14 protein-coding genes are annotated in these 26568 nt (G+C 48.2%); 8 read left to right on the top strand and 6 right to left on the bottom strand.

What is annotated here, in order from left to right:
• Nucleotides 1–31: 31 nt before the first annotated feature.
• Together COW20_00575 and COW20_00570 are read right to left on the bottom strand one after the other, a co-directional pair.
• Nucleotides 32–1495 carry an aldehyde dehydrogenase gene (locus COW20_00575; GenBank protein ID PIW51000.1) on the bottom strand — a complete coding sequence of 488 codons (1464 nt, stop codon included), beginning with the start codon at nucleotides 1493–1495 and terminating at the stop codon, nucleotides 32–34.
• A gap of 265 nt (nucleotides 1496–1760) precedes the next feature.
• Complete coding sequence (locus tag COW20_00570; GenBank protein ID PIW50999.1) at nucleotides 1761–2264, bottom strand: GNAT family N-acetyltransferase; 504 nt, start codon at nucleotides 2262–2264, stop codon at nucleotides 1761–1763.
• A gap of 25 nt (nucleotides 2265–2289) precedes the next feature.
• Here COW20_00570 and COW20_00565 point away from each other — a divergent pair, with 25 nt between their 5' ends.
• The gene (locus tag COW20_00565) at nucleotides 2290–3129 is read left to right on the top strand and encodes a polysaccharide deacetylase (protein ID PIW50998.1); all 840 of its coding nucleotides are present in this window, start codon (nucleotides 2290–2292) and stop codon (nucleotides 3127–3129) included.
• A 53-nt stretch (nucleotides 3130–3182) separates the two neighbouring features.
• Here COW20_00565 and COW20_00560 read toward each other — a convergent pair whose 3' ends face one another.
• The 3 genes from COW20_00560 to COW20_00550 are packed head-to-tail and all read right to left on the bottom strand — an operon-like array spanning nucleotide 3183 to nucleotide 13164.
• Nucleotides 3183–4361 carry a zinc-binding dehydrogenase gene (locus COW20_00560; protein ID PIW50997.1) on the bottom strand — a complete coding sequence of 393 codons (1179 nt, stop codon included), beginning with the start codon at nucleotides 4359–4361 and terminating at the stop codon, nucleotides 3183–3185.
• 13 nt (nucleotides 4362–4374) lie between these two features.
• Nucleotides 4375–12585 carry a hypothetical protein gene (locus COW20_00555; protein ID PIW50996.1) on the bottom strand — a complete coding sequence of 2737 codons (8211 nt, stop codon included), beginning with the start codon at nucleotides 12583–12585 and terminating at the stop codon, nucleotides 4375–4377.
• Between the two features lie 15 nt (nucleotides 12586–12600).
• A complete protein-coding gene (locus COW20_00550; GenBank protein ID PIW50995.1) occupies nucleotides 12601–13164 on the bottom strand; it encodes an MAPEG family protein in 564 nt (187 codons plus the stop codon).
• Between the two features lie 433 nt (nucleotides 13165–13597).
• Here COW20_00550 and COW20_00545 point away from each other — a divergent pair, with 433 nt between their 5' ends.
• The 6 genes from COW20_00545 (at nucleotide 13598) to COW20_00520 (ending at nucleotide 20785) form a co-directional block, all read left to right on the top strand.
• On the top strand, nucleotides 13598–14464 hold the full coding sequence (locus COW20_00545) for an acyltransferase (GenBank protein PIW51052.1): 867 nt from the start codon (nucleotides 13598–13600) through the stop codon (nucleotides 14462–14464).
• A 71-nt stretch (nucleotides 14465–14535) separates the two neighbouring features.
• On the top strand, nucleotides 14536–15828 hold the full coding sequence (locus tag COW20_00540) for an aspartate aminotransferase family protein (protein ID PIW50994.1): 1293 nt from the start codon (nucleotides 14536–14538) through the stop codon (nucleotides 15826–15828).
• Nucleotides 15825–17303: a biotin carboxylase gene (locus COW20_00535; GenBank protein ID PIW50993.1), complete on the top strand. Its 1479-nt coding sequence runs from the start codon at nucleotides 15825–15827 to the stop codon at nucleotides 17301–17303. Before COW20_00540 ends, COW20_00535 begins: the two co-directional genes overlap by 4 nt.
• On the top strand, nucleotides 17300–17707 hold the full coding sequence (locus tag COW20_00530; GenBank protein ID PIW50992.1) for a hypothetical protein: 408 nt from the start codon (nucleotides 17300–17302) through the stop codon (nucleotides 17705–17707). The genes COW20_00535 and COW20_00530 overlap by 4 nt, the downstream gene beginning before the upstream one ends.
• A gap of 116 nt (nucleotides 17708–17823) precedes the next feature.
• A complete protein-coding gene (locus tag COW20_00525) occupies nucleotides 17824–19983 on the top strand; it encodes a hypothetical protein (protein ID PIW50991.1) in 2160 nt (719 codons plus the stop codon).
• A complete protein-coding gene (locus tag COW20_00520; GenBank protein PIW50990.1) occupies nucleotides 19934–20785 on the top strand; it encodes a hypothetical protein in 852 nt (283 codons plus the stop codon). Before COW20_00525 ends, COW20_00520 begins: the two co-directional genes overlap by 50 nt.
• 49 nt (nucleotides 20786–20834) lie before the next feature.
• On the opposite strand, the gene COW20_00515 is transcribed toward COW20_00520, so the two are convergent.
• Nucleotides 20835–21935, bottom strand: coding sequence for a hypothetical protein (locus COW20_00515; protein ID PIW50989.1), 1101 nt, complete (start codon nucleotides 21933–21935; stop codon nucleotides 20835–20837).
• Between the two features lie 221 nt (nucleotides 21936–22156).
• Here COW20_00515 and COW20_00510 point away from each other — a divergent pair, with 221 nt between their 5' ends.
• Nucleotides 22157–26539, top strand: coding sequence for a glutamate synthase large subunit (locus COW20_00510; GenBank protein ID PIW50988.1), 4383 nt, complete (start codon nucleotides 22157–22159; stop codon nucleotides 26537–26539).
• Nucleotides 26540–26568: the final 29 nt, after the last annotated feature.

Here is a 26568-nt window from a genome sequence, read left to right as displayed (position 1 = left end):
CGTCCACGAACTGTTTCAGACCTTCTTAGGCTCAACGCTGAGCGTAGGGAAACCAATAATCCTTTTTCTCAATCACGTAATCCAAATGGACATGCTTGGGCTCTCTGAAACACTCAAGCCCCTCAGCTCCCAATTCCCGACCAATCCCGCTGGCACGCATGCCGCCAAAGGGGGCTGCTTCATTGTCTGTCAGGGGATCGTTGATCCAAAAGCTCCCCGCTTTGATATTTTCCATGGCTTTCATGGCAATTTGCAGGTTATTGGTATAAATCGTAGCGCCTAAGCCATACTCAGAGTCATTGGCCATTTCAATGGCATGATCGGCATTTTGCGCCGTAAACAGATTGATCACCGGGCCGAAAAATTCCTCTGTGGTGGCCATGCCCCCGTGTTTGACCTGGCTAAAAACAGTGGGCTGGAGAAAATAACCAGGCAGGCCCTGGGGCTGAAAACGGCAACCGCCCACCAATAATTCTGCCCCCTCAGCTTTTAAGCGTTCTATTTGCGTTTCGAGTTTTTCAAGTGCCTCTTCTGAAATCACGGGCCCCATATCGGTAGCAGGCAAGAGGGGATCGCCGACCTGAACGTTTGCCACCTCTTCGAGCAGCAAACGGGTAAACTCCTCAGCGACTGAGGCTTCTACAATAATGCGTTTTGAAGAGGTGCAAACCTGGCCTGCATTCAATAAACGCGCCCAGACGGCTCCTTTGGCGGCAATGCTTAAATCTGCATCGGCAAAGACGATAAAGGGATCAATGCCCCCCAATTCCAGATTGACCTTTTTCAATTGTTCTCCGGCTGCGGCTGCAATTTTTCGCCCCACAGCCGTAGAGCCTGTAAAGGCAATCATATCCACCTGCGGATGGCGAACCAGCAAATTGCCTGTCTCGCCATCTCCTGTGACCAAATTAAAGACCCCGGCAGGCAAATCAGAAAAACACTCTGCAAAGAGCAGACTCGAAAGCGGATTTTGATGCGGCGGCTTGACCACCACGGTATTGCCACAGGCCAAAGCAGGAGCAACTTTCCAAGCACTTAAGAGCAAAGGGAAATTAAAGGGGGCAATACAGGCCACAACGCCAAAGGGTTCTCTGACCGTAAAATTGATCTGATGGGGGGCCACCGGGGGAAAAACCACGCCCTTGCTAACGCGTATGACTTCTCCATAATAACGGAAGCAGGCTGAGACCCATTCGAGACAATCTTTTGCTTCAATCAAGGGTTTGCCCGTTTCGCACGCCAAGAGTTCTGCCATTTCAGCCGCCCGCTCTGCAATGCGTTCAGCCACCCGATGTAAATAATGGGATTTTTCACTTTCGGGCATTTTCCACCAGGCATGCTGGGCTGCACGGGCAGCCGAAACCGCAGCGTTGACATCTGCTTCGCGGCAATTGGCAACCTGCCCCAAGGATTCGAGCGTGGCTGGGTTGAGAATCTTCAAAGCCAATTCAGAATGAGCAGTCTGCGCCCTGCCATTGATAAAGATGGGTTTCATGAAAAAGTCCCTTTCAAAGAGAAATTTAAGTATTCGCAGTATTTTAACCTGAAATCAAGCGGTTTCAAAGTTTTGAATCAGGATAGGTATAATGAAGTGGATAAGTCAAAAGCTTAATCAGAAAAGATTAATCTTGAAGAGCCATTTGCTTGACTTCGCCCGCACTCAATGCCCGGTTGCAGATCCGAATTTCCTCCAAAAGACCAGAAAATATTCTTTATGAGCCAAAAGAATTTCGCCTGTGAGGCTATGAAATTTGAAATATTCAGATCGGCCGGGCCATAATCACACTCAAATAATTGGTTTTGGGGCGCCAGTCCCAGTTCCCTACAATTCGATACCCCCAGTCTTGATAGGTTTGAATTAAACCACTTGCAGATTCTGCTGTATCTAAGGCCAAATGTGTAGCTCCCCTCTGCTTTGCCTCTTCAAGTACAAATTGATGCAGTTTTTTTCCCAAGCCCTGGCCTTGAAATTTGGGATCGATACAAAATTGAGAGAGCGTCCAGACGCCCTGTTGACGATAAAATTCAACTTCAGAATCGGGTTGCGGGGGGCGCAGAATAACAGTGCCACAAACTTTTTCCTCAATTTCAACGAGATAACCCAAACCAGAAGCAAAACGTGAAGCCGTGTCTTCAACACTTTGGTGGGTGGCCCAATATTTTCTGCCAGATGCGGCATGCTGAGCATAAGCAGCATGTATTAAATGGGTTAATTCCACGAGATCATCTTGAACATGAAATTCTCGAATTGAAACTTCGACCATAGAAATCCTCAATGAATTCAGAGAGATGCTTACACGTTATCAGAAACAAATCTATGCGCCTAGCATCCAAATCATGCCTTTCAGACATGTTAGAATAACTGCGAAATCAAGAAAAGGCTCAAGCTCTATGCGCAATCAATCCTTACGCAAATATTTTCCCCGACTGATGCTCCTTTTGCTCTTTTTGATCGTGGGCTGCCTGATTGAATTGTATTTTTTAATCAATGCCCACTCTTATCAGGTTGCAGGTAAGTTGATCGCTCATGTTCAGACCCAGGAAAAAGTGATGGCCTTGACCTTTGATGATGGCCCCAGTGCCCGCACCCCCGAAATTCTGAAGATCTTAGCCGCTGAAGATGTGAAAGCCACTTTTTTTCTGGTGGGTTCCCAAATAGAAAAGCATCCAGATTGGGCCCAGGCCATTCTCGCTGCGGGCCATGAAATCGGCAACCATTCTTACACGCATCAGCGTATGGTGTTTAAGTCCCGTGAATTTTATGCTGAGGAAGTCGAGAAAACAGATGCGCTCATCCATAAGCTGGGCTTTCAGGGCAAAATTCTGTTTCGCCCGCCCTACGGAAAAAAACTTTTTGGCCTGCCCTTTTATTTGGCCAAAACCCAACGCACTACGCTGATGTGGGATTTGGAACCTGAATATTGGCCTGCAAAGCGCACAGATCCTGAACGGCTGATCCAAGAGACGCTTCAAAACATTCACCCCGGTTCGGTTTTGCTGCTTCACCCCATGGGCAATTATTCAAAGTCTTTTGAGGCTTTGCCCAAACTGCTGAAAGCGCTCAAAACAGAGGGTTGGAAAATGGTCACAGCACGCGAACTGCTTAAGCGTGGTTCAGCCTCCCCCTGAGCATCCTATTCCGCTCAAAAATAAGGAGCGACGCTCTGTGAAACGCTGAACGTTTAAACAGGATTGACGCTGAAGATCGGAAAATAGCCTGTCTGCCCCTTGCGATAGTCTTCTACCAATTCAGGCAGTTGATCCCAGGCATAGATTTTCTGATCGAGACTGGGTTTCCAATGCTTGGTTTCAGCATATTGCATGGCCTCCATCGCCTCTCTGGGACGGGCATAGTGGGTGTGTAAATGCTGGTGGTACGCCATACACTCCAAGGCACGGTTCAAGGAAATATTCATGCCTTCTTTCCAGCCTGCCGTTGAAATCACCCCGGGCCAGCCCAAGACTTTGAGCGTGGCTCTAAAGACGGGCTCGCCAATCAGATCAATGGCAATCGCAGCCCCTTTTCCTTCTGACCACTCCTGAATCAGTTCACAAAAGGCTTTTTCTGCTGTCAGATAGCGCATTTTATACTCTGTATCCTGCTGATAACGCTTGGGGTTAAAATCCAAATCCTTAAAAGGCTGCCGATCCAGGGCCTTTAAACCCTGTTTCTTTAACAGCGCCAAGCGCTCTTGACCAGAAGCCAACATGGCACAACGGTAACCAGCATCCCGCGCCAATTCAGCAATGCCCAAAGAGACCCCTCCCCCCCAGGCCAATAGCCTGGGCTGGGGGTCTTCGCGCTCATCCTGCATCAAACGGTAGGTGCCGTGTGCCAATTTCCAATTGGCCCAGGCTGTCACATAGCGCAGGGAAAAAGCAGCCCATTCAGGCAAACTTAAACGACTGTTTTCAGAAATGGGAAGCAATTGCGGTTCGGGAATCCAGGTCTGTTTTGCCAAAAGCCCGACCGTACCCGGCGCATCATAGCCATGGGCCGCTCGGGCAAAGTTATCTGGCCAGGCAGCCCTGTGGCCACTGGGCCAGGCCGCTGAAAGCAACATGCATATCTGACCGGGTTTCAAGCGCGCGTTTTGAGAATAGGTATCCAAGATTCTGACCACACCTGCATTGCCAACCACGACTTTTGCTTCTTTGCGCTGCTTGCAGACATCAATCGGAAGACGCTCCAAGGCATGCCCCATATTGGCTTCCCAACAGCCAAACAAGGGTTCAACCAAAATATCTCGCTCACGGCGAGAGGGCAACACAAAGTTTTCTTTAACCAAATGTGCGGGTTCCGCTTGAGCACTCATGCCAGGGTGCAAGACCCATGCTTCTGTTTCTATCAATTGCGTCATTTCTTTTCCTTTCTCATGCCTTCCTCGCTTGCAAAGCAGAGATCAGTTGTTCTTTTCCTGGGCTTTCCAAAATCGAATAATGATCTCCTGTCAGGGTGAGGGTTTGAATCTGAGGCAGGTAAGTCTGCCATCCAGCTCCCACCCGAGGATCCTGAATCGCCAGACCTGTTTCTGCCACCAATAAGCAGGCAGGAATTTCCAGGCGTACGGGTTGAAAATGTGAGGCAGCAGACAAATTGGCCTCAAATACCTGATAGAGCAGATCGAAGCTGCTGCCAGCCGATGCACTTTCAAGTTTCAGTTTCTGCATTTCCATTTCAAAGCGTGCCCGCACCTCTGTTTCAGCCAAAACCCTGCCTGGCGGAGGCAAGGGCATATCCACCAGCACCAATTCATGCACACTGCGTCCCAAAGCAAGTGCCTGACGTGCCATTTCAAAAGCCACCAAGGCGCCAAAAGACCAGCCCCCCAGCCACAAACTGCCTGAGGGCTGGGTCTGCAAAACCTGCTCCAAATAGCTGGCAGCCATGGCCTCAATGCGGGTATGGGGAGATTTTCCACACAGCCCTTGGGCCTGTAGCGCATAAAAGGGTGAAGAAAATTCTCTTGCCAAACCCTGGAAAGGAAAAACCGTCCCCGAAATCGCATGCACGCAAAAGAAGGGAAGCCCCTGGTTCTGGCCATTCAATTTCACCAAAACCGAGGAGCCAGGCTCAGTTTCAATCCATTCGGCAAGACTGGAGATCGTTGTGCCGGAAAACAAGAGCGAGGGAGGAAATGAGCGCTCCCACTGGGAGGAAAGCAGATCCCGAATTTGCAGTGCGAGCAGTGAATCTCCCCCCAAACTCTGCCAGGTTTCATCGCGGCCAATCGGCGCAACGCCCAAAACCTGAGACCAAATCTCAGCCAGGCGCTGTTCCAATTCAGATTGGGGGAGTTGCGCAGGTGCCAATTCAGGCCGGGACTCCCTTTCAGAGCCCCCCATATTTTCATGAACCCTTGCCCCCCAGGCCCTTAAACTTTCTGGCGCCAAGGGGCTCACCACCACTTGGGGGGCATTCACACTCCAAAGACGGCGCAAGAGTTCTGGCCCCTCTGCCCTTCGTATGCCCAAATTCACGATTTTTTCTTGCAGAACCCGCAAACGCGAGGGCAAGTGAGCCAAGGCCCTGAAGGCCATTCCCCCTTCTTTCCAACTGCCCCAGTGAACCGCCTGAAGGGCGATGCCCTGGTTCCAGGCAGCTTCAGAAAGGGCTGACAAAGCCGTATGTACCAAGGTATAGCCGCCTTCGCCCAATTGCCCTTCTAAACTGCTGAGCGCCGAGGCGAGCAAAATTCTTTCGGGTTTGAGTCTGCGCTTTTTTAAGGCCTGCAAAAGGTACTGGGTGCCCCTGTACTTAGCCAAAACAGGAGCCAGCTTCTCCTGGGAAATTTCAGCCAGGGCAACCTGCTGGTGTTCTCCCGCTGCCAGAATCACACCCGAAAAAGGAAGAGCAAAACTTTGGATTTTTTCAAGGGCCAACGCCCAGGTTTCAGGGGTTTGAATCTCCCCTTGAACCCATTCCACCGAAGAAAAGCGCTGATAGTCGTCTGAGGAGAGTCCAGACAAACTCCGCGCGATGAAGACCAGGCTCGCTTGCGAGGGCACACCCGCCAACAAGGCCCTGCCGATTTCTCCGCGTGCCCCACTGACCAGCCAGGCCCCCGCTGGCAGCGTTTGTTCGGGCTGGGTTTCAAGCGGCGAGAGAACAGGTTCCCAAGCCCAAACACCCCGAATGGCATAAAATTCAGGCCTGAGCTGTATCAGCCCCAAGAGGTTTGCCTGTGAAAAAATCCGCTCAGCTTCAACCTCAATCCAAGTGGTTTTCCAACCCGGATATTCTTTGGGCAAAACCCTCAGAAAGCCTAACAAAAGAGCCCATTCAGGAAAAAGCTGCAATTCAGTCCCTGTCACACTGTGTACAGGTGGCAAAAGCACAATTAAAGCCAAGCTTGGCAGTTTCAACAAGCGCTGCAGACCCGCAATCACTTGCCAAACCTGAGACTCAATCTCAAACGTAAGGGCACGTAGATCGAGCAAACACTGCGGAGCACTGCCCAATTTTTCGCTTAAGCAGTCCCATGCACCAAGCTCCTGCGGCAAAGCCTGGGTTTCTCCCAAAGCATCCTTCGGTAGCATTGGCCCCGCATAAAGCCAGAGACCGTGAAAATTTGAAGCAGGCTTTGCTTCGGGCAAAGCCACCCGTCTCCAACTCACCCCAGAAAACCAATCGGAAAGGGGACGTCGTTGCAAAGGCTGCTGAATTGGGGTGGAATCAACCCAATAGACCTGTTTCTCAAAGGGGGTACCTGGCACAGGAATTCTTCTGCCTGACTGACTGGCTTCAATCGGATTGAAATTCAAGCGAAACCCGGCCTGCCAGAGCAAGCCCAAACTCTTCAACCAAGCCGAATACGCCCCCCTTTCATTGAAACTCTGCCAGGCAGCTTCTGCTTCAGAGCGGATCAGGGCACTTAAACTCTTTCCGGGCCCGATTTCAAGGGTTCTGACTCTTCCAGATGCAAGCAGGGCTTTCCATGCCCGATAAAATTGAACAGGTTCCAGCGTTTGATTGCGCCAATAGGCTTTCGAAGACAAGTCTTCAAGAGACAGGGGCTGAGCGGAAAAACTTGAAAGCACAGGGGTATGCCCCTGCTGGTAAGGCAAATTCGCCATTTGTTCAAAAAACGGTTCGAGTGCCTCAGCCAATAGGGGGTGATGAACGAGGTGGGGGATTTTCAGTGCTATCGCGCGAATTCCCTTCGCCTGAAGGGTACTTCGAAAAGCTTCCTGCCATTCGTCTGAACCCGAGACCGTTAGATGTTCGGCACCATTATAGGCCGCAATTTTCAGATCCCCTGTCAGAAGCGGTTGCAGTTTCTCTGCAGAAGTGAGCACGGCCCATGTGAAGCCCTTGAAATTTTCAAAATATTGGGCTCTTCTGAGCACCATCGGCAAAAGTGCTTCAAACGAAACCCACCCGCCCAAACAAAGTGCAGCATATTCGCCAAAACTATGCCCGAAATAGACAGCCGGTTTCACGCCCACGGTTTTCCAGGTTTCGCCCATGGCCCAGGTCAAGAGAAAAATCAAAGGCTGCATCAGCGTGGGGCGGGCCAGTTCAGAATCAGGCAGGCCTTCTAACAGAGCGCATTGGATGCGCTCCGCAAGCGGTTCATCAAGCGAGACCAGCTCTGCAAGGGCAGAGTCGATCTTCTCGCGAAACACGGGAAGGCTTTGGCATAGTTCAGCAGCCAAGGCACCGCCCTGAGACCCTAAACCAGGGCAAAGCCCAATCAATGGAGAGTCACTGGCAGCCTGGGTTCGAAGCGGTGCCATCAGCTTCTCTGCGGCTTCAACAGCATCAGAGGCCACGCAAAAACTTCGCCAAGTATTGTGTTTTCTTCCCTGGCGCAGGGTATAGGCCAAATCCTGGAGATTGACTTCTGCCTGGTTTTCAGTCCAGTCATGTAAATCTTTTTGCAGCCTGTGCAACTGTTTTTCCGAACGCGCAGAAAAGAGCAAAAGTTCGGGGGCGCGGCGAGGGGCTTGAAAAGCACGGGGTTCAGCTGAAGCTAAAATCGCGTGGACATTGGTTCCCCCTATGCCAAAACTGCTGACAGCGGCAAAGAGCGTTTCGTTTGCAGGCAAATCCTGAAACTGCGAAGCGGGGTAAACCGGAAGATTTTTCCAATCAATTCGGGAGCTGGGAGAAGAAAAATTGGGTTGCGCCGGAATTTGACGGTGTTTTAATACCAAAACGGCTTTGATCAATCCTGCAATCCCAGCGGCAGCATCCAAATGGCCTAGATTTGCCTTGACAGAACCCATGGCACACCAAGGTTTTCGATTCGTTTCAGAAACCCAAGCCTGTTTCAAGGCGGCTACTTCGATTGCATCTCCCAAGGCGGTGCCCGTTCCATGTGCTTCTAAATAGCGAATTGCTTCGGGTTTTAAATGGGCAGCCTGCAGGCAGGCCTGCAAAACCTGAACCTGCCCACTTAAACCGGGTGCCGTAAAACCTGCTTTGTCTTTGGCATCATTGTTGAGCGCCGTGCCCCTGATTTCAGCCAAGACCGTATCCCGATCGCGCAGGGCAGAAGAGAGCGGTTTGAGAAGCACAAGCGCCACGCCACTTCCGCCGACAATCCCACTCGCATCCTCGGCAAAGGGATGACAGTTGCCATCCTTGGAATAAATGCCGCCCGCCTGGTAAAGATAACCGGCTGGATCAGGATCCAAACTAACCCCCCCCACCAAGGCCATTTCACATTCCTGGCTGCGCAAACTTTGGCAGGCCGTATGCAGGGCCACCAAGGAACTGGAGCAGGCTGTTTGAATAGAGAGGGCCGGCCCGTCTAAATTCAGATGATAAGCGATTCGGGTGGCGAGATAATCCTTGTCATTGCCCAGCAAAACCTGCATGGGCTGAATCGGATCGTGTGAAGCCTGCGCTTGCAATAAATGAAAGAGCAAGTATCGGCTGATGCCCCCGCTTACAAAAACCCCACAGGACTGTTTTTCTTCTAAATGACCATACCCCGCCGCTTCGAGTGTCACAAAAGCTTGTTCCAAGAGCAGTCTTTGCTGGGGATCCATGATTCTGGCTTCACTTGCACTCAGACCGAAACAAGCCGGGTCAAAGCTTTTGAAATCCTGAAGCAGACCTGTTACAGAGACATAGTTTGGGTCTTCGAGTTCTTCGTTTGGCAGCCCTTGAGCGCGCAATGCTTCACGATTGATTTCAGTGAGTCCTGTCTTTCCTGCTTTTAGCATTTCCCAAAGGGCTGCTACTGAATCAGCCCCCGGAAAGCGACCTGTCATGGCAATGATTGCAATCGGCTCTTCAGGAGACAGATGTTCAGTGCGCGCCTCTGGCAACCTCTGTTTCTGGATCACAGGCCGAATGCGTCGCTCAATCTCCTGTGCCAGGCTGTGCAAATTGGGGAATTGGAACAAATCGGTGAGCGCAAGCTCGATTCCAAATTCAGATTGAATTTTGTGTTGCGCCTCAACCAAGATGAGGGAGTGAAGCCCCTGATCCATAAAATTGTGTTCGGGATCCAGGGCTTTTCCACTCAATTCTGAAAGCAAGGACTGCAGTTTTACTTCCGTGGAGAGGGCGTACTGAAACTCACTAAAAGAAGCAGTTGGCAAGGGCAAGGCCTGAAGGTCCAGTTTGCCATTTTGGTTTAGCGGCCACTGCTCAAGCCTGAAAAAGAATTCCGGAATTAAAGGCAAAGGCAGGCGTTTTTTCAGCCTTTCGCGCAAGACCTTGTCTTCAAGAGGCTCGCCATTCCAATAGGCCATCAGGCGGGTTTGACCTGCCCATTCACGCAGCAAGACTTTCACGACCTGAATCTCTTGAAGGCTGAGAAGAGCCTTTTCAATTTCTGCTGCTTCCATGCGATAGCCCCTGATCTTAAACTGGGTATCGCGACGCTTCAAATAATGCAGTTGGCCAGATAAGTCTGCTCTTGCAAAATCCCCGCTGCGGTACCAGCGTACAGAGCCAGAATCGATGAATCTTTGTGCCGTCAGTTCTGGATTTTCAAAATAGGCTTGGGCCAGGCCAGCACCTCTCACCCAAATTTCTCCGGCAACACCTGCTGGAACAGGCTGCTGATTGTTTCCCATCAAACAGAGACCAAGATCAGCCAAAGCATGCCCGATCGGACTGCCTCCCCTCGCTTGGAGATCGCTTGGCAAAACTTCAGCAAAACTGACAAAGACCGTCGTTTCGGTAATGCCGTAGCTATTATAAACCTTGACCTGATCCTGAAAATGTGCAAACCAGGGCTTGAGCAATTGCGTTTCTAATTTTTCACCACTTAAGATCAGCCATCGCAAGGGAGGGTTTTGAGTTGCTTTCTTCAGAAAAGGCAAAAGCGCCCGCAAAGCAGAAGGTGTCAAACTTAAAGCCGTCACCTGCTCATCTGCAAGCAGCTGCCAAAACTGCGCCAAATCGCGTGTCAAACTGCGGGGTATCAGCAGAAGGCTTGCACCCGCATAAAATGCACCCCAAATTTCCCAAACCGAGTAATCAAAGGCCAAAGAATGAAACAAAACCCAGCGATCCGAAGGGTCTAAGTCCACCTCCTGGGCAGTGGCAGGGAATAGCCGTGCGACCTGGGCATGGGTAATTTCCACCCCATTGGGTTCCCCCGTTGAGCCTGAGGTGAAAATCATATACGCCAGATCATCCCCAGATACAGGGGTTTCAGGATTCACGTTCAGCTCTGAAAGCGTCTCCCAGGCTGGCAAATTCAGACAGGTGAATTGATTAAACAGCTCTTCTGCCCCATCTTCTGGATTCAGCAGCTTGGGTTCAGAAAGCAGAATTGAAGGTCTTGCATGCCTTAGAATTTTTTCAATCCGCTCCTTGGGAGCGTCCTGATCCAGGGGCAGATAGGCAGCGCCCAGTTTTAAGATCGCGATCAAGGCAGCGATAGCAACCGGAGCAACCGGAACCCAAATGGCGATCCGATCTCCTGCACGCATGCCTTTTTCAGCAAAAATCTGAGCCAGGGCATTGGCTTTTTGATTTAATTCGCGATAGCTGATCTCCTGGCCCTGCCACCTGAGCGCCGTCTTTTCGGCCTGCGTTTCAGCGTGTTTTTCCACATGCTGGTGAATCCAGCTCAAAGGCTCAAACATTTTCTGGGGAACTGTTTTCTGAAAAACTTCAGAAATCTCAGTCTGGCTCAAGCTCCTAAGCTCAGAGAGCTTGTGTTGGGGATTGTCGATGATCTGCTCTGCCAAATACAGATAATGCCTGAGCATTTGCCGTAAAAGTGCTGGGCTGATCGAACTTTGTGAACTTGAAAGTTTGAGCCTGCCATTGCCTGGCTCTACGGTAAGAGTCAGGGGAAAGGGAGGGGCCTGCTGCGGCAAATCCAGCCATTCTACTTTCCAAGGCAATTGTTCGAGCGGAAGCGGGTTGTTCTGATAGACAAAATAAAGTTCAGGCAAGGGGTGAGTGCTGCGATTTAAGGCGTGAACCAATTTTTCAAAGGGCAGATCCTGCCAGAGCATTTGCCCATGAAAACTTGCTTGTAAACGCGTTAAATAATTTTGAAAAGAGCTGTCCGGTTCTAAATCTACGGGCAAAAGCAGGGTATTGATAAAACAGCCAATCAGCCCTTCCCACTCAGGCTGGTTTCGGCTTGAAACGGGAATACCCATCACAAATTGCGTGCACTGGCCGTAGATTGAAAGCAAGATCTGCCACAATGCCAGGCTCAGAACAAAGGGCGTGACCCCAGCATTTTTCGCCAAAGCTTCAAGAGCCGCTCCGATTTCAGCAGGAAGAGCCACTGAAACTTCTGCTGGCCCGTGTATCTCAGGCTCCGTTTCACCGGGTAACTGAAACTCAAGTGGAATCCCTTCGAGCTGTTTTAGCCAAAATTCAAGACCTGCTTGAATTCGCAGCGGATTTTGGTCAGCTTGCTCCCAGCGGGCATGATCCAAGAGGCTGTATTTGAGTTCAGGCAGCGGAATTCCTTGGTAGGCAGCCAGTATTTCCCCCAGCAAGAGGCCTGTTGACCAGCCATCTGCAATTAAATGATGCAGACTCCAAGCCAAAATGCCTCCAGTTTCTGTGGCAAACCAGCCCCACCGACAGAGAGGCCCGGCTTCCAGATTAAAGGGCTGCAGAGCCCAAGACTGGATCGCAGGCAGGGGATCAGCGCTTCCCAGAAGTGAATATGCTTCAAAAGGCAGGGCAAGCTGTGGGTGACAGTGTTGAAATAGTTTTCCATCGCGCGCATAAAAGCTGGTTCTCAATGCCGGTTGGCGTTTTGAAACAGCTTCAATCGCCTGATGGATACGGGGTCTGTCCAAATCATGAAAAATGCGACAGGCCCCGATCAAATTCAAATCCGATCCCGAAGGATTCAGGGCCTGAACAAACCACAATCGGCTCTGAATACTGCTCAGCGGTCCTTCCTGCAGTTCTGGCTGAGCCAATATTTCAGCTCGCCTTTCATGCAAGAGCAGCCCACTCAGCTCAGACTTCAATTCCTGCAAAGCCTTGAGGGTTTCAGAACCTAAGAGCCCCTTGGGTGCACTGAGGTGCAATTGAGACTGCTCTTTTAAACTTAAGACCGCCCCTTTTTGACGAATTTCGCGGATTAAAGCTTGGGCCTGGAGCCCTCTTTGTGAAGCATTTTCAAAAGGTTTCAAGGCTGCTCCCGTGGGTTAGCGCAGGACTGCCCAGAGAATTTGAAAAGCCAGGGTTGCATTGGTTAACAGACCCACTCCAAAAGCCAGTGAACGCCAGGGCTGCATGCCTTTTAAATAAAAGAAGGTATGACCGAACCGTCCGAGGGTAAACAGACCAAATAAAATGGGGGCTGCCTGATCCCAACAATGAAGTGCAAGAAAGGCCCAAGCCAAACCTAAAAAAATCGGAATATTTTCAAGGTCATTGCGATAAGCATTATTGGCCCGCAACATATCGGGATGTTCACTTTCTACAGGTGTCACCTTCCCAATAAATGCTGCATCCTCAGGAACGGTATAGGATTTATGCTTCCTCCGTGTCAAGCCCTGAACAATGCCAATCGAAAACATTTTAAAAAATAAAAGTGCAGTACAGGCAGCCAGAATTTTGACCCCCAGGGGGTCAAGAATCAATCCATACTCTGCAATCTGTGCTTTTAAAGCTTGAGCATCATTGGTAACAGGAACTGTTGTACCGGCTGTAGGCAGTGCTGTTTGGCTGAGTCCGTAGGGGCTGGATGCAAGAGTAAGGACACTCATAAATGGTTCTCGTTTCTGATAGGGATACACTGTATTGTAAGGTTGAAACCAAGATTATGCCAGTGAGCAAGGCTGGAGCTTGGATCTGTAAAAAAGAAAAAGGGAAGAGTCGTAACTCTTCCCCCCTGCAATGATCCGTGAATCACAGGAATATCAGTGAACCATTCATGTGGAGTGGATTCTTTTTTTTGAACCCGCTCCTGATTGGATTAATTTTATTTTAGCTTTTAAGGGACAAAATTCGCTTTGACAGATGTCAAAATAGAGTTTGATATTAATCAAGGATTTTAAACTCGAATTTTATTGACAAACCAGAAATATTGAAAGCATTTACTATTGAGCACTTTCTGAAAGGCATCAAGGGGATCCGGGGCTTGTTTTCAACTCAGGAAGTGCTAAAATTGTGTTTAATTTCACAGAACGAGGTATTGTCATGGCTCGAGTGGTCCGTTGTGGTCTGGTTCAGGTTGGAAATAAGGTGGATACTGAACTTTCCTGCGAAGAACATCGTAAGGGAATGATCGAAGCACATTTGCCCTATATCGAAGAAGCTGCTGCCAAGGGCGTACAAATCCTTTGTTTTCAAGAGGTTTTTACAGGTCCCTATTTTTGCCCTTCGCAAGACTCTAAATGGTATGGCCTGGCTGAAGCGATTCCCGATGGTCCCACCACCCGCATGATGCAAGAACTTGCAAAAAAGCACAAAATGGTGATTGTGGTTCCAATTTATGAAGAAGAAATGACAGGCGTCTATTATAATACTGCGGCTGTGATTGACGCCGACGGCACCTACCTCGGCAAATACCGTAAAAACCATATTCCCCAAGTCAAAGGCTTTTGGGAAAAATTCTTCTTTAAACCTGGCAATACAGGTTATCCCGTCTTTGAAACAGCCTACGCCAAAGTAGGGGTCTATATCTGTTACGATCGCCATTTCCCTGAAGGTGCGCGTGCCTTGGGACTCAATGGTGCTGAAATAGTCTTTAATCCCTCTGCAACGGTTGCAGGTTTAAGTGAATATCTCTGGAAGATTGAACAACCTGCCCACGCAGTAGCCAATGGTTATTTCGTCGGCGCGATTAACCGTGTCGGTACTGAAGCCCCCTGGAATATCGGTGAATTTTATGGCCAGAGCTATTTCGTCAACCCCAGAGGTCAATTTATTGCTGAAGCCAGCCGTGACAAAGATGAGTTGGTGGTTGCCGATCTTGATTTGGATATGATCAAAGAAGTCCGTGATCTTTGGCAATTCTACCGTGACCGTCGTCCCGACAGTTATGGCCCCTTGGTTGCCCCCTGATTTTTGTCTAAATGGTTCATCTTGGCTCCCAAATGGGAGCCTAAATCTATTTTTTGCAAGAGGTTGAGTCCATGAGTGAATTGCTCGCGCGCCGCAAAAAAGTTGCGGCCCATTCCAATCTGAATTATTATCAAGAACCCCTACATGCTGTCAAAGCCAAAGACACCCGCATTTGGGATGCAGAAGGCCGTGAATATTTGGATGCCATTGGCGGCATCGTCTCGATTTCTGTAGGGCATAACCACCCCAAGGTGAAGGCTGCCTTGAAAGAAATGTTCGATCAGGATTTTATTCAACACCCCAGTGTGCTCTATCTGAGTGAACCCCATGTTCGCCTTTGCGAGAACCTTGCCAATGCAGCCCCTGAGGGTCTGGATCGGGTCATGGTCACCAATTCTGGCTCAGAAGCAAATGAATACGCTTCGATGGCAGCCCGGGCAGCCACAGGAGAAGAAATGATCATCGCGCTCAAATTGGGCTACCATGGGGGAACCCAATTGACCTTGAATTTGTGTGGGCATTCTACCTGGAAGTTCAGAGGCCAGCCCTTTGCTGGCGTGGCCCACGCCACCCAACCCGATTGTTACCGCTGTCCCTTTGGTCAAACCAAAGGTTCCTGTGGTTTGGAATGCGCAAAAGACGTTGAAAATACGATCCAAACAGTCACGCACGGTAAAATTGCAGGCGTGATCGTCGAGCCGATTCAAGGGGTCGGTGGCTTTGTTGAACCGCCCGTCGAATACCATGCAGAAGTCTATCGGATCTGCAAAAAATACGGAGGCATGTATATTTCTGATGAAGTTCAAACGGGGATTGGGCGTACTGGCGAGAGTTTCTTTGCAATCTCCCAAAGTGGTATCACCCCAGACATGATCACCTTGGCCAAGAGTCTGGGCAATGGCGCTCCGGTTGGGGCTGTGGTCATGAGCGAAGAATGTTCTCAGGCTTTGATCGGTAAAACCCATTTTAATACCTTTGGTGGAGATCCCTACCAAGCCCTGCAAGCCGCCCTGACGATTGAAATCATGCAAGAAGAAAATCTGATCGAAAATATTCGTCAGCAGGGAGCCTATTTAAAAGACGGCCTGATGAACTTAAAAGAGAAATACAGCCTGATTGGCGATGTACGCGGTCGGGGTCTGATGTTGGGGCTGGAACTTGTAAAAGATCGTCAAAGCAAAGAACATGCCACAGCAGAAACTGCGCAAATGATGGAAGAAACGCGCAAGCGTGGGCTTTTGATTGGCAAGGGTGGATTGTTTGGCAATGTGATTCGCATGGCCCCTCCCTATACGATTACCCGCTCTGATTGCGACGAAATTCTGCGCATTTTAGATGAATCTTTCGCAGCATTGAAAGCTTGAATGGCTTTCCAATGAAGTTTGATCATGTTCTGGTGGCCAATCGCTCAGTGATTGGTCGCCGGATCGTGAGAACCTGCCGAGAAATGGGCCTTAAAACCACCAGCGTCTTTACTTGCACAGATTTGCAAAATGCCTGGTTGGCCCAAGCCGACCAGGCGATTGAAATTCCAGATTTGCCTGATTGTTCGGGCTATATGAACGCAAAAGCCTTGCTAAAAGCCGCCAAAGAACTAAACGCAGCGATTCACCCTGGTTATGGTTTTCTCTCTGAACGGGCTGACTTTCGCAAGCTCTGCGATTCTGAAGGCATAGAACTGATTGGCCCTTCCTTTTCAGTACTGGAATTGGCTGGCGACAAGGTGGCTTGCCAGGCTTTCTTAGCCAAGCAGGGTCTTCCCCTCATTCCCTCCTTGGCCTATCCTGAAGTTCAAGGCGAAAAGCTCATCACTGCCTGCCAAGAATTGGGTTATCCACTGATGCTCAAACCGGCTCGTGGCGGAGGGGGCTTGGGCATGCTCAAGATTGAATCGCAAGAAACCCTGATGGCCAGTATCGAACAAGCCACAGCCTATGCTCAACATCATTTCCAAGATCCCACACTTCTGATAGAAAAATATTTGAAGGGTTCCCGCCATGTCGAAGTTCAAATACTCGCAGATCGGCATGGAAATCTCACGCATCTCTATGAAAGAGAATGTTCACTGCAGAGACGGCGACAAAAAGTAATTGAAGAAGCACCTGCTGTTTTTCTTTCAGAATCAGACAGAGAAAAGGTCTGGAATTTGGCACTTGAAATTGCCCAAATAATTGGGATTGACCAGGTTTCAACGATTGAATTTCTCTGGCACGAAGGAAATTTTTACTTTCTGGAAATCAACCCCCGCTTACAGGTTGAACACGCTGTCAGTGAAGAAATCTGCGCTGAAGACCTGGTCGCCTGGCAAATAAGAATCGCTCAGGGAGAAAGTCTTGAAAATTTTAGCAGACCGCCTCACTCAGGGCACAGCATTGAAGCCCGGATTTATGCAGAAAACCCAGATACGGGTCTGCCATCAACGGGCCAAATCGAATATATCCAATGGCCCCTGGCCAAGGGTCTGAGAATTGAAAGCGGTATTGGTGAAGGTTCTCAGCTTTCGGTTCAGTTTGATCCCCTGGTATGCAAATTGATTTCCCATGCAGACAATCGTGAACTGGCACGTAAACAGCTGGTGAGGGCCTTAAAACAACTCGAACTTGCTGGTACTGTCTATTTGAACACCCCTGTTTTACTCAAAATGCTTGAGACTGAAGCCTATATTCACAATCGAATTTCGACGGAATACTACTCAAGTTTTCAACCCAGGTTTTCAAAGCCTGAGTTCTGGCAGGAATTGCTTTTACAAACAGAAAAGTTACAGCCATCGGAAATCAGGCCGCAACAAAAACCATTCAGAAATCAAACAGGGTTCTGGAGACCAGCGTTTCAGCAATGAAGACATCGGATTTTAAACTTTTTAACCAAATCAAAGTTTCAGATACCTGGCTTCGCCTCGAATTTCTTTGGAAAAATCAAGCAGAGAGTGTCCTGTATTGTCAACAGCGCCAACAATTTCTCTGGCAGGGACAGATTTTAGAGCGCGAATTGGAAACTTCACTTTTAAAGGCTGTTTCTCCCCATTCAGGTTCAGAAATTTTGGCACCCATGGCAGGAAAAGTGACAGAAATTTTTATTTCTGAAGACAGACAAATCTCTGCCAATGAAACCCTGCTCTATCTTGAAGCCATGAAAATGAGAATTGAAATCAAAGCCCCCCGTGCAGCTTTGGTAAGTAAACTTCTGGTGAAAGAGGGAGATCAGGTTGAGCTTGCACAATTGCTCGTGAAGTTAAAAACTTGATTCACATTTCACTCAAGCATTCTCCCGTATATTTCATATTTTGAAGTTCATAATGGTATGATGGACTTGACTTTGATTGAATTTCAGAACGTAGGGAACATCACGGGACAGGCATCATGAGTGCTACTATTACAGCAGAATCTATCCGGACAGAAATCCTGGAGATTCTGATCGGCTTATTGCAGCAACAAACAGGTCAAGATCTACATCACCATCCAGAAGATTTAAAACGTCTGCAAGTTGAAGCTGCAAATCTTCACAGAATATTAGATGGCCAGGAAGTCGCCCCTGTCAAGTTGGAAAATTTTCAGGGCCATCATTTTAAATCCAGCTTACAACGGAGCACTGTCCAGGCCTGGCTAAAAATCAATGCCCCGGCCCCCAACTATACGCAGCCCCCCCAGCGCTGTCCTTCCTGCAATAATTTACTTTTGGACAAATGGCAATGCACAACTTGCGGACTGATTCTCGACAGCCCTGAATATCAAAGACTGAAACAAACGGCATCCCTGGATCCACGCGGAGATCTCCCTTTGGGTTATTTGTTGATCCCAGACCCCAAACGCCGACGTCTTTTGTTCTTATCCACCCCGACTAATCACGAGGTGGTCTGGCAGATAAATTTTGATTTGACTCAATGCCAGGAACCTGTTTCAGCACAATTTTTACCGAATAAACTGATCTTGGTTGTAGATCGTAAAGGGCATGGAATTTTTCTCTGTGATCGCTTTGGAAATAAACACTGGACTTTTGAAACCAACCGTTCAGAACACCATGTCTTGTCTTTCCCGAGCAAAGCTTATTACTGCCCCCTTGATGGAGAAAATTCATACTTGGTAGTGGATCAAGGCCATCACCGCGTCTTGCGTATCAATGAGAAACACGAAATTGTATGGAGCTATGGGATTACTGGGCAAGTTGGGTCTGGGGAAGGTTTTTTGAATTCCCCCTCTGATATTCAACGCACCCCCCAAGGCACCTACCTAATTGCAGACACCGGCAACCACCGTGTGATTGAGATCAACCCCTTAAGCCAGAAAATTATCTGGAAGGCTGATCCTCAGGAAGGTTTGATTTCTCCTGTTTGCGCCCAACGCCTGCTGAATGGCCGCACCCAAATTTTAGATGCAGGCCAACACCGTATCTTGGAGTTGGATCAGCAATCTACAATACTTGAGGAATGTGTCTATTTCAAAGCTGAAATGGACCCCCGTTTCCGCATTGATGAACCACTGCAGATGATCCGCAGGGAAAATCAAAATCTGGTCATTCAGAATGAAGACCGAATTTTTGAGGTCATGCTCCTGCACAAGCAACTGCAATGGTTTTCGCTTTTGACAGATCTGCGTTTGAAACACCTCTTGAAATTGTCTGAAGCAACACAAGAAACCCCGCCCACAAAAACCAGCGCTCCGACATTGGTGCGTTCGGCCTTTAATTTGCCCGAAACCCTGCGTCGGGTCTCCGTTTTCAAAGAAGCCCCCGAAGAATTTTTTGAAAAAATCAAATTGTGCATGCGTTTTGAAGATCATCCTGCCGGAAAAATTCTGGTACGTGAAGGCCAGCGCGGTGATGCCATGTATATTATCCGCCGAGGCACCGTTGAAGTCATTAAAGACTTTCAGGTTGTCGCTCAATTGCATGAGGGTGAAATTTTTGGTGAAATGGCTCTGGTTCTCAGTGAACCCCGCAATGCCACCGTCAAAACGCAAACCGCATGTCAATTGTACAAGCTCAATAAACTGGCTTTTGAAACAGTCATTCACGCCATTCCAGAAGTTTATGAAAAAGTTCGTAAAATGGCAGAAGCCCGCAAAACAGTGACTGAACTCAAAAACAATACTGAGTTTCAAGGAACTGAACAATTACATAATCTGATGGAATCGCATAAGCAACGCTTACAGGAACTCAGAAATACCCGCCTGAAGCGACCCAGTCAAATGACCACCCAGCCCAGTCAAATGCGCATGATTTATACTCCAATTGATCAACATATCATGCAGGAAGCAAAAGAACAGGGTTTTACCCTGCTTGAAATGCATATTCGTATCCATCCCCGTTGCCGCATGAAATCAGTACGGATTTCTCTTTTAGTGATGATTTTAGAAAAACATGGTACAGTCATAAAGATGAATCCTTCAGCCGATGATATTTTACAGGATAAACTCGACCTGGATGTTTCATTGACACTGGTAACTCAGAGCTCTCGAAGCGAAGTGCTGGAAGATGCCTCAGCAATCGCAGAAATCGAAGATGTCTCGGTCATACCCATCTAATTGTGAGGTCTTCGTGATAAAGATTGAAATGGCTGGCTCCACGCATGTGGGTCAAAAAAGAACCAATAATGAAGACTCTTTTTTAATCTTAACCCCCAAACAGGTCCCTGATCTTCCTTTGGACGCTGTTATGCTGGCAGCAGACGGCATGGGAGGCCATGAGCGCGGAGAAGTTGCCAGTGGCATGGTTCGGGATATTTTTGAAGAGTTATTTTGCGGTCAACTTGCAGAGTTTTTATCGGCCTACGGAATTAAATCTTCAGAAGACCTTCTCAAGATTTTGATTCCCGAAGTTCATCAAAATCTATCAAGTTATTCTGAAGAGCAAGCAGAGAACGACAGCCAACGTGAAAAAATGGGAACCACCCTCACAGCAGCACTCGTTCATGGTACAAATTTAACGATTGGCCATGTGGGCGATAGCCGGGCCTACCTCGTTCGAGGAGATATGATTGCTCAACTGACTGAAGATCATACCATGGCCCACCTTCTTGTCAAAGCGGGCAAAATGACTGAAGAAGAAGCCGCGAAGAGCAAATATCGCAATGCTCTTAGCCAGGCATTGGGTGCAAGTAAAAAAGTAAAACCAGAAGTAACAACTTTTGACTTGGAAATCGGAGATCGTCTTTTACTCTGCACCGATGGCTTAACACGGCATGTCAAAGATGAGGAATTTGTTGAAATTCTACAACAGAATTCGACACAAGCAGCCTGTGATGCTTTGATTGAGTTGGCCAACAGCCGTGGAGGCCGGGATAATATCACCGTCGTGATTGCCTATTTTCATCAGGACGCAAACTGAGTTTCATAAAAAGGCCCCTCAAAAGTATTGAGGGGCCCGTCTTTAGCTCTTAAAAGCCAAAGCCTTTTAAGATATCCTGAGGAGATTTCGCTCCTCCCATGGGATTGACGGTTTTAACGATATCGTCAGGAGTTTTGCCGTCAGGTGTTTTACAGACCTTACGAATTTCATCATTGAACTCCAAATCACTGGTGACCCAATTTCCAGAGTTCAGCATGCGATCAGCTGAGATGGCGATCGGACAGTCAAAATCTGCTTCCGTATTCATGGGCACAGGGAGGCTTTCAAACTGAGTATGCATCACGGCATGAATTTTCATATTGACCGTCATCTCAGCGTGAACCAACTCTCCACCCTTGTCGAGATAATTCCAGTTAAAAGCAGGTTTTTTACCGGGAACAACTTCAAAGCCTGTAATTTTAGTGCCTTTGAAATCTACTTTGCGGCCGCCATAGGATTGCGGATAGAGCAAAGTACGAGAAATGAGTTCTGCGCGATTGTCATCGTATTCGCTCTTGGCAGGAGCGTTGAATTTTTCAAGCGCAGGTGCGAAAAGCTGATTGGGATCCAAGCTTGAGGCAAAGGTGGGGGGCTGGAGCTTGAGACTGGCTTTGCCCATGGTAGGGCCTGCTGCTTCCCAACGGGTTTCTTTCACCCAGCCACCATTTTCCCAAATCTGTTTACCGGTATAGACCTTGCGGCGAAAGCGAAACGTAAATGCCACATTATCGCTGTCTGTGGCTTTAAAAAGGGATAAACCATCCACCTTGGCAGCATCCGCCATGGATGCAGTAGAGGTGTTTTTTCCAGCCCAATTGGCATCATAACCCGTTCTCTCCATGCCATAACCAGACCAACCATGTGCAGATTTGATATCAGGTTCTGGGTTGCCTTGGTGATAAATCTGACCCGCAAGACTGAGGGTTTGATCGATGCCAGACCATTGCCCACTGAAAACAGACTTAAAACTGGGGCCCCCTGTGGAGACTTTGATTTGTATTTTTCCCAATTGATCAACAGGAACAGATGTGACAGGCTTTCCATCTAGAGTCAGCGTGATACCCGGCCCGGCACTGAAAGCAGGGTAAGCGGTTAAACCCAACAAGACAAGACATCCAAAACTCAGCACTTTTTTCTGAAATCCAATCATCAAACTACCTCATTACACATAATTTAATCATTTTTTCTCTGTAAAATGAGTTTCTCATTCTACAGAGTCAAGCTCTTTCAGTGTAAGATAAGAAATTTCTTTGTCAACCCAAAGAATATGAACCCAGGAAATAATTTCGAATTGAAAAATTCTGTTCACGTGATCCCGCATCCAAAAAAAGGGTTACAATGACGCTTGTTCAACTTAGGGGGAGAATTTAAATGCGACACTATGATGCTTTTGGCTACCCACGTTCCGAAAAAAGCGCCTGTGGGGTAGGTTTCATCGCCAGCAGAAGGGGAGAGTTTTCACATCAGATCATTGAAGAAACCCTCTATGCTTTGTCCTGTGTAGAGCATCGCGGAGCCTGTGCTGCAGACCAAAAAACAGGCGATGGCGCAGGCATCATGACAGATATTCCCTTTGAGCTCTTGGGGTATGAAAGAGGCACCGTTGCAGTGGCCTCCCTGTTCGTCACGCAAGCACCTGAACCTCAACGCAAATTACTGGCTATTTTTGAGGATACCTTTGGCTTTTGGGACATGCCCATCATCAGCTACAGAGAGGTTCCGATACATTTGGATGTCTTGGGAGAACAGGCCAGAGCCTCTTTGCCAAAACTCCTTCAGGCCATTATTCAACGCCCGATTCATGCCAACAATGATACAGCTTTTAATCATATGCTCTACCGTGCCTTGCGCAAAACCTTTACGCGTCAACGCAGACTGTTTCCAGAACCTGCGTTCTTTGTGGCCTCTCTTTCTGTGAATACGATCGTCTACAAAGCGCTGACCCGTTCTGAATATTTGGGAAGATTTTATCTTGATTTACAAAATCCAGCTTATAAAAGCCGCTTTGGTATTTTTCACAGGCGGTTCAGTACCAATACGGTCACCTCCTGGGATAAGGCACAGCCCTTTCGGCTTTTGGGGCACAATGGCGAAATCAACACAATCCAAGGCAACCGTTCGTGGGCATATTCCCGCGAAAAAACCTTGGGACTTCCCCGCAATGAATTGCTCACCCATGAAGGAATCAGCGATTCAGGCAGTTTAAATGAAATCGTCGAAGCCTTGATGTATCGCAGCAGCCTGCCCTTTGTTGAAGATGCTGTCGCCCTGATCATTCCTCCCTCTGATTTAAACAATTCATTTTATAAGTTTTGGAGTCGGGGCATGGAGCCTTGGGACGGCCCTGCGATGGTGACTTTTTCGGATGGAGAGGTTGTGGGCGCACGTCTGGATCGCAATGGTTTCAGGCCCTGTCGTTGGGTTCAAACAGAAAATAAGTTTTACCTGGCTTCCGAAACTGGCATCTTTAATTTGACCGATGCTCAAATTCAAGCCCGTGGAGCTTTAAAAGCGGGTCGCGGAGTACAAATTGATCTTGCCAGCGGCACAATTGATTTTACAGATCCAAGCGAAGCGCAAAGAAATGCGGGCGTTCATTTTGACGCACATCTCACACCTCTGCCCTATCTTTCGTCTTCTCAAATTGAAGCCCCCCCCCAGGAGATATCTGCCCTGTTTCACTATACCCGTGAAGCTTTGGATAAAATTCTAAAACCCATGGTAGAAACGGGCAGTGAACCCATTGGTTCGATGGGAGAAACAGCGCGACTGGCTATTTTATCGGATCAAGTCAGATCATTTTTTGATTTCTTCTATCAGAATTTCGCCCAGGTCACCAATCCGCCGCTCGATTATCTCAGAGAGAAATTGGTCACCAACCTCTCTGTATACTTGGGCATTCGTCCCAATATTATTTCTCAAAAAGAACTGATTCCTCCTCCTGAAGGCTTGGAGTTAAAAAGTCCCTTGCTCAGCCTGGGTCAAATTAGCTATTTGAAAGCGTTGGATTCAGAAAAGACTTCACTGCGGCATGCCTGCTTTCAAATGACATTCCAGCGTGTTCACGGCCCCGTTGCCTTTAACCACCAACTTGAAACCATTGCCAAGCAAGTGGTTGATGCTGTGCGTTCGGGGATTTCCTTGATTATTCTTTCAGACCGTCAGGCGGATTGGGAAAATCTTCCCATCCCTGTTTTGCTGGTTCTGCGCAGAGTGATCATCGCCCTGGACAAGGCGGGTCTCAGATTGAGAGCCTCTTTGATTATTGAATCTGGTCAAATCTATGAAACCCACCATATTGCCTGTACGATCGGATTTGGCGCTGCCGCCATATGCCCCTGGCTCAGCCTAGAAATGGCGCGTTCTGGAGCCTTGGAGAGCAAAGATCTGCTGCCTGAACAAAGAGAAAAGAACTTGCTCAAAGCCTATGAAAGCGGCCTGCTCAAGGTGATGTCAAAAATGGGTATTTCTGTTGTACAAAGCTATCAGAGTGCCAAATTGTTCTCCATCATCGGTCTGGATCGAGAACTGAGCCATCTGTATTTCCGGGGCGTGCCCTCTCTCGCAGGCGGGCTGGATTTAGAGGGCATTGCCAAACTGCTGCTTCAGCAGAGCGAACTTTCCAAATCAGCCTATGAGGCAGGCCAACCCCTGCATAATTATCTCTATCGAGAACACAACAAACACCAAAAAGGTGAAAAACACGCCATGACGGCCTACCGTTCCCGTCAAATTCACCAGGCTCTTCAAGCCGAGACAGATGAATCCACCCAGGTATTTTGGAGCAACTATTTAGAGAGCTTGGAAAGCGAAAGTCCTTACCATTTGCGCCATCTCTTAAACTTCAAACACTCCCCAACACAACTCGCTTGGGAAGATGCACAAGCGCTTTCAGAAATACTCAAAACCTTTGGTTCAGGGGCCATGTCTTTTGGTGCCATCAGTGCAGAATCACAAAGAGATATTTTTCTTGCCATGCGTGAAATTGGGGGCCGCAGCAACAGTGGAGAAGGGGGAGAAAACCCATTTTATGAAACAGAAGGAATCAGCGCAAGTATCAAACAGGTGGCTTCAGGGCGCTTCGGAGTCAGCGCGCGCTATCTGATTGGAGCAGATGAATTTCAAATCAAGGTTGCTCAAGGCGCAAAACCAGGAGAAGGGGGGCAACTGATGGCGACCAAAGTAGATGCCGCCATCGCCAAAGCCAGGCATTCACTGACCCAGGTCGATCTGATTTCCCCTCCCCCCTTGCATGATATTTACAGCATTGAAGATTTAAAAGAACTGATTTATGAACTCAAGCAATTGAAACCCGGCGTCAAAATAAGTGTCAAACTTGTAGCGGGAGCCAATATTGGTACGATTGCAGTAGGCGTTGCCAAAGCAGGAGCCGATATCATCCATATTTCAGGTTTAGATGGCGGAACCGGTGCCGCTTCGCTCAGTTCAATGAAGCATGCCGGCCTGCCCTTTGAATTTGGACTGGTGGAAGTGCACAAGGCCTTAATCGATAACCAACTCAGAGATCAGATCATCTTGCGGATTGATGGAGGTTTGCAAACAGGCAAAGATATAGTCTTAGCGGCTATCTTAGGTGCTCAAGAATTTGATTTTGGTAAATTATTGTTGATCGCCGAAGGCTGTGTGATGGCAAGAGTTTGTGAAAAGAATACCTGTCCAACAGGAATCGCCACCCATGATCCAAAATTTAAATCGAAATACAAAGGAAATGTGAAAAGCATCGTCAAGCTGCTGAAACTTCTGGCGCAGGACACGAAATCTGAACTTGCAAAGCTTGGTTTGAAAAATTTGAGCGCAGCAATCGGTCGGACTGATCTGCTGGAAATTAATCCAAACTATGTACAATGGGTCAATCAGCTTCAACTGGATTTAAGCTTTTTACTTTCCCCTCCTTATCTCTACAGTGAAAATAGCGAAGCTCATTCAGAAAATCAAATTGCAAACCCGCTCAATTTGAAACTGCTATATGATGGCATGCCAGCCTTGGAAACAGCTCAAGCACGTCAGTTGAGTTATCCTATCAATAACCGGGATCGCGCAATTCTCGCCACACTCTCAGGTGAGCTTGCACGCCGAGAACATCTCAACCACCTTGCCCAAATTACAAATCAAGTGCCTCCCTTTCCTGCGACGGATAAAAAACTTGAATTTACGTTTACTGGCAGTGCCGGACAAGGGTTTGGCGCATTTTTAACCCAGGGAATTGAAGTTTGCCTCTACGGTGAGGCCAATGATTCAGTGGCAAAATCAATGTCGGGAGGAAAAATTGTAATCAAACCTACCCCTTTGACCCGATTAAACCCGCAAGAAGACGTCATCATTGGCAATGGTGCTCTCTATGGTGCCACGGGTGGAATCCTTTTTGTCAGAGGGAGAGCCGGAGATCGATTTGCAGTCAGAAACAGTGGTGCCATCAGTGTCGTTGAGGGAACAGGTTTTCATGCCTGTGAATACATGACCCAAGGGTCTGTGATTATTTTGGGCCCCGTAGGCCCCAATACAGGCAGTGGCATGACAGGGGGAAAGATTTATCTCCTGGATGGGCAAACAGAAATGATCAATTCAGAGTATATCGGTTCGAGAAAAATGCTCCCTGAAGAGTTTGTTGAATTAGAATCTGTTCTAACTGATTATTTTAAAGCAACAAACAGCCCCACAGCTGAATTTTTACTCAAAGATTGGCAAAACCAAAAGAACAGGTTTCAACTTTTTCTTCCAATTAAACAGCTTTAAACTGATTGATTCACTTCAAAACCAGAACT

The organism is bacterium (Candidatus Blackallbacteria) CG13_big_fil_rev_8_21_14_2_50_49_14, assembly GCA_002783405.1.
Lineage (GTDB): Bacteria > Cyanobacteriota > Sericytochromatia > UBA7694 > UBA7694.
This window is presented reverse-complemented; position numbering and strand designations above follow the sequence as displayed.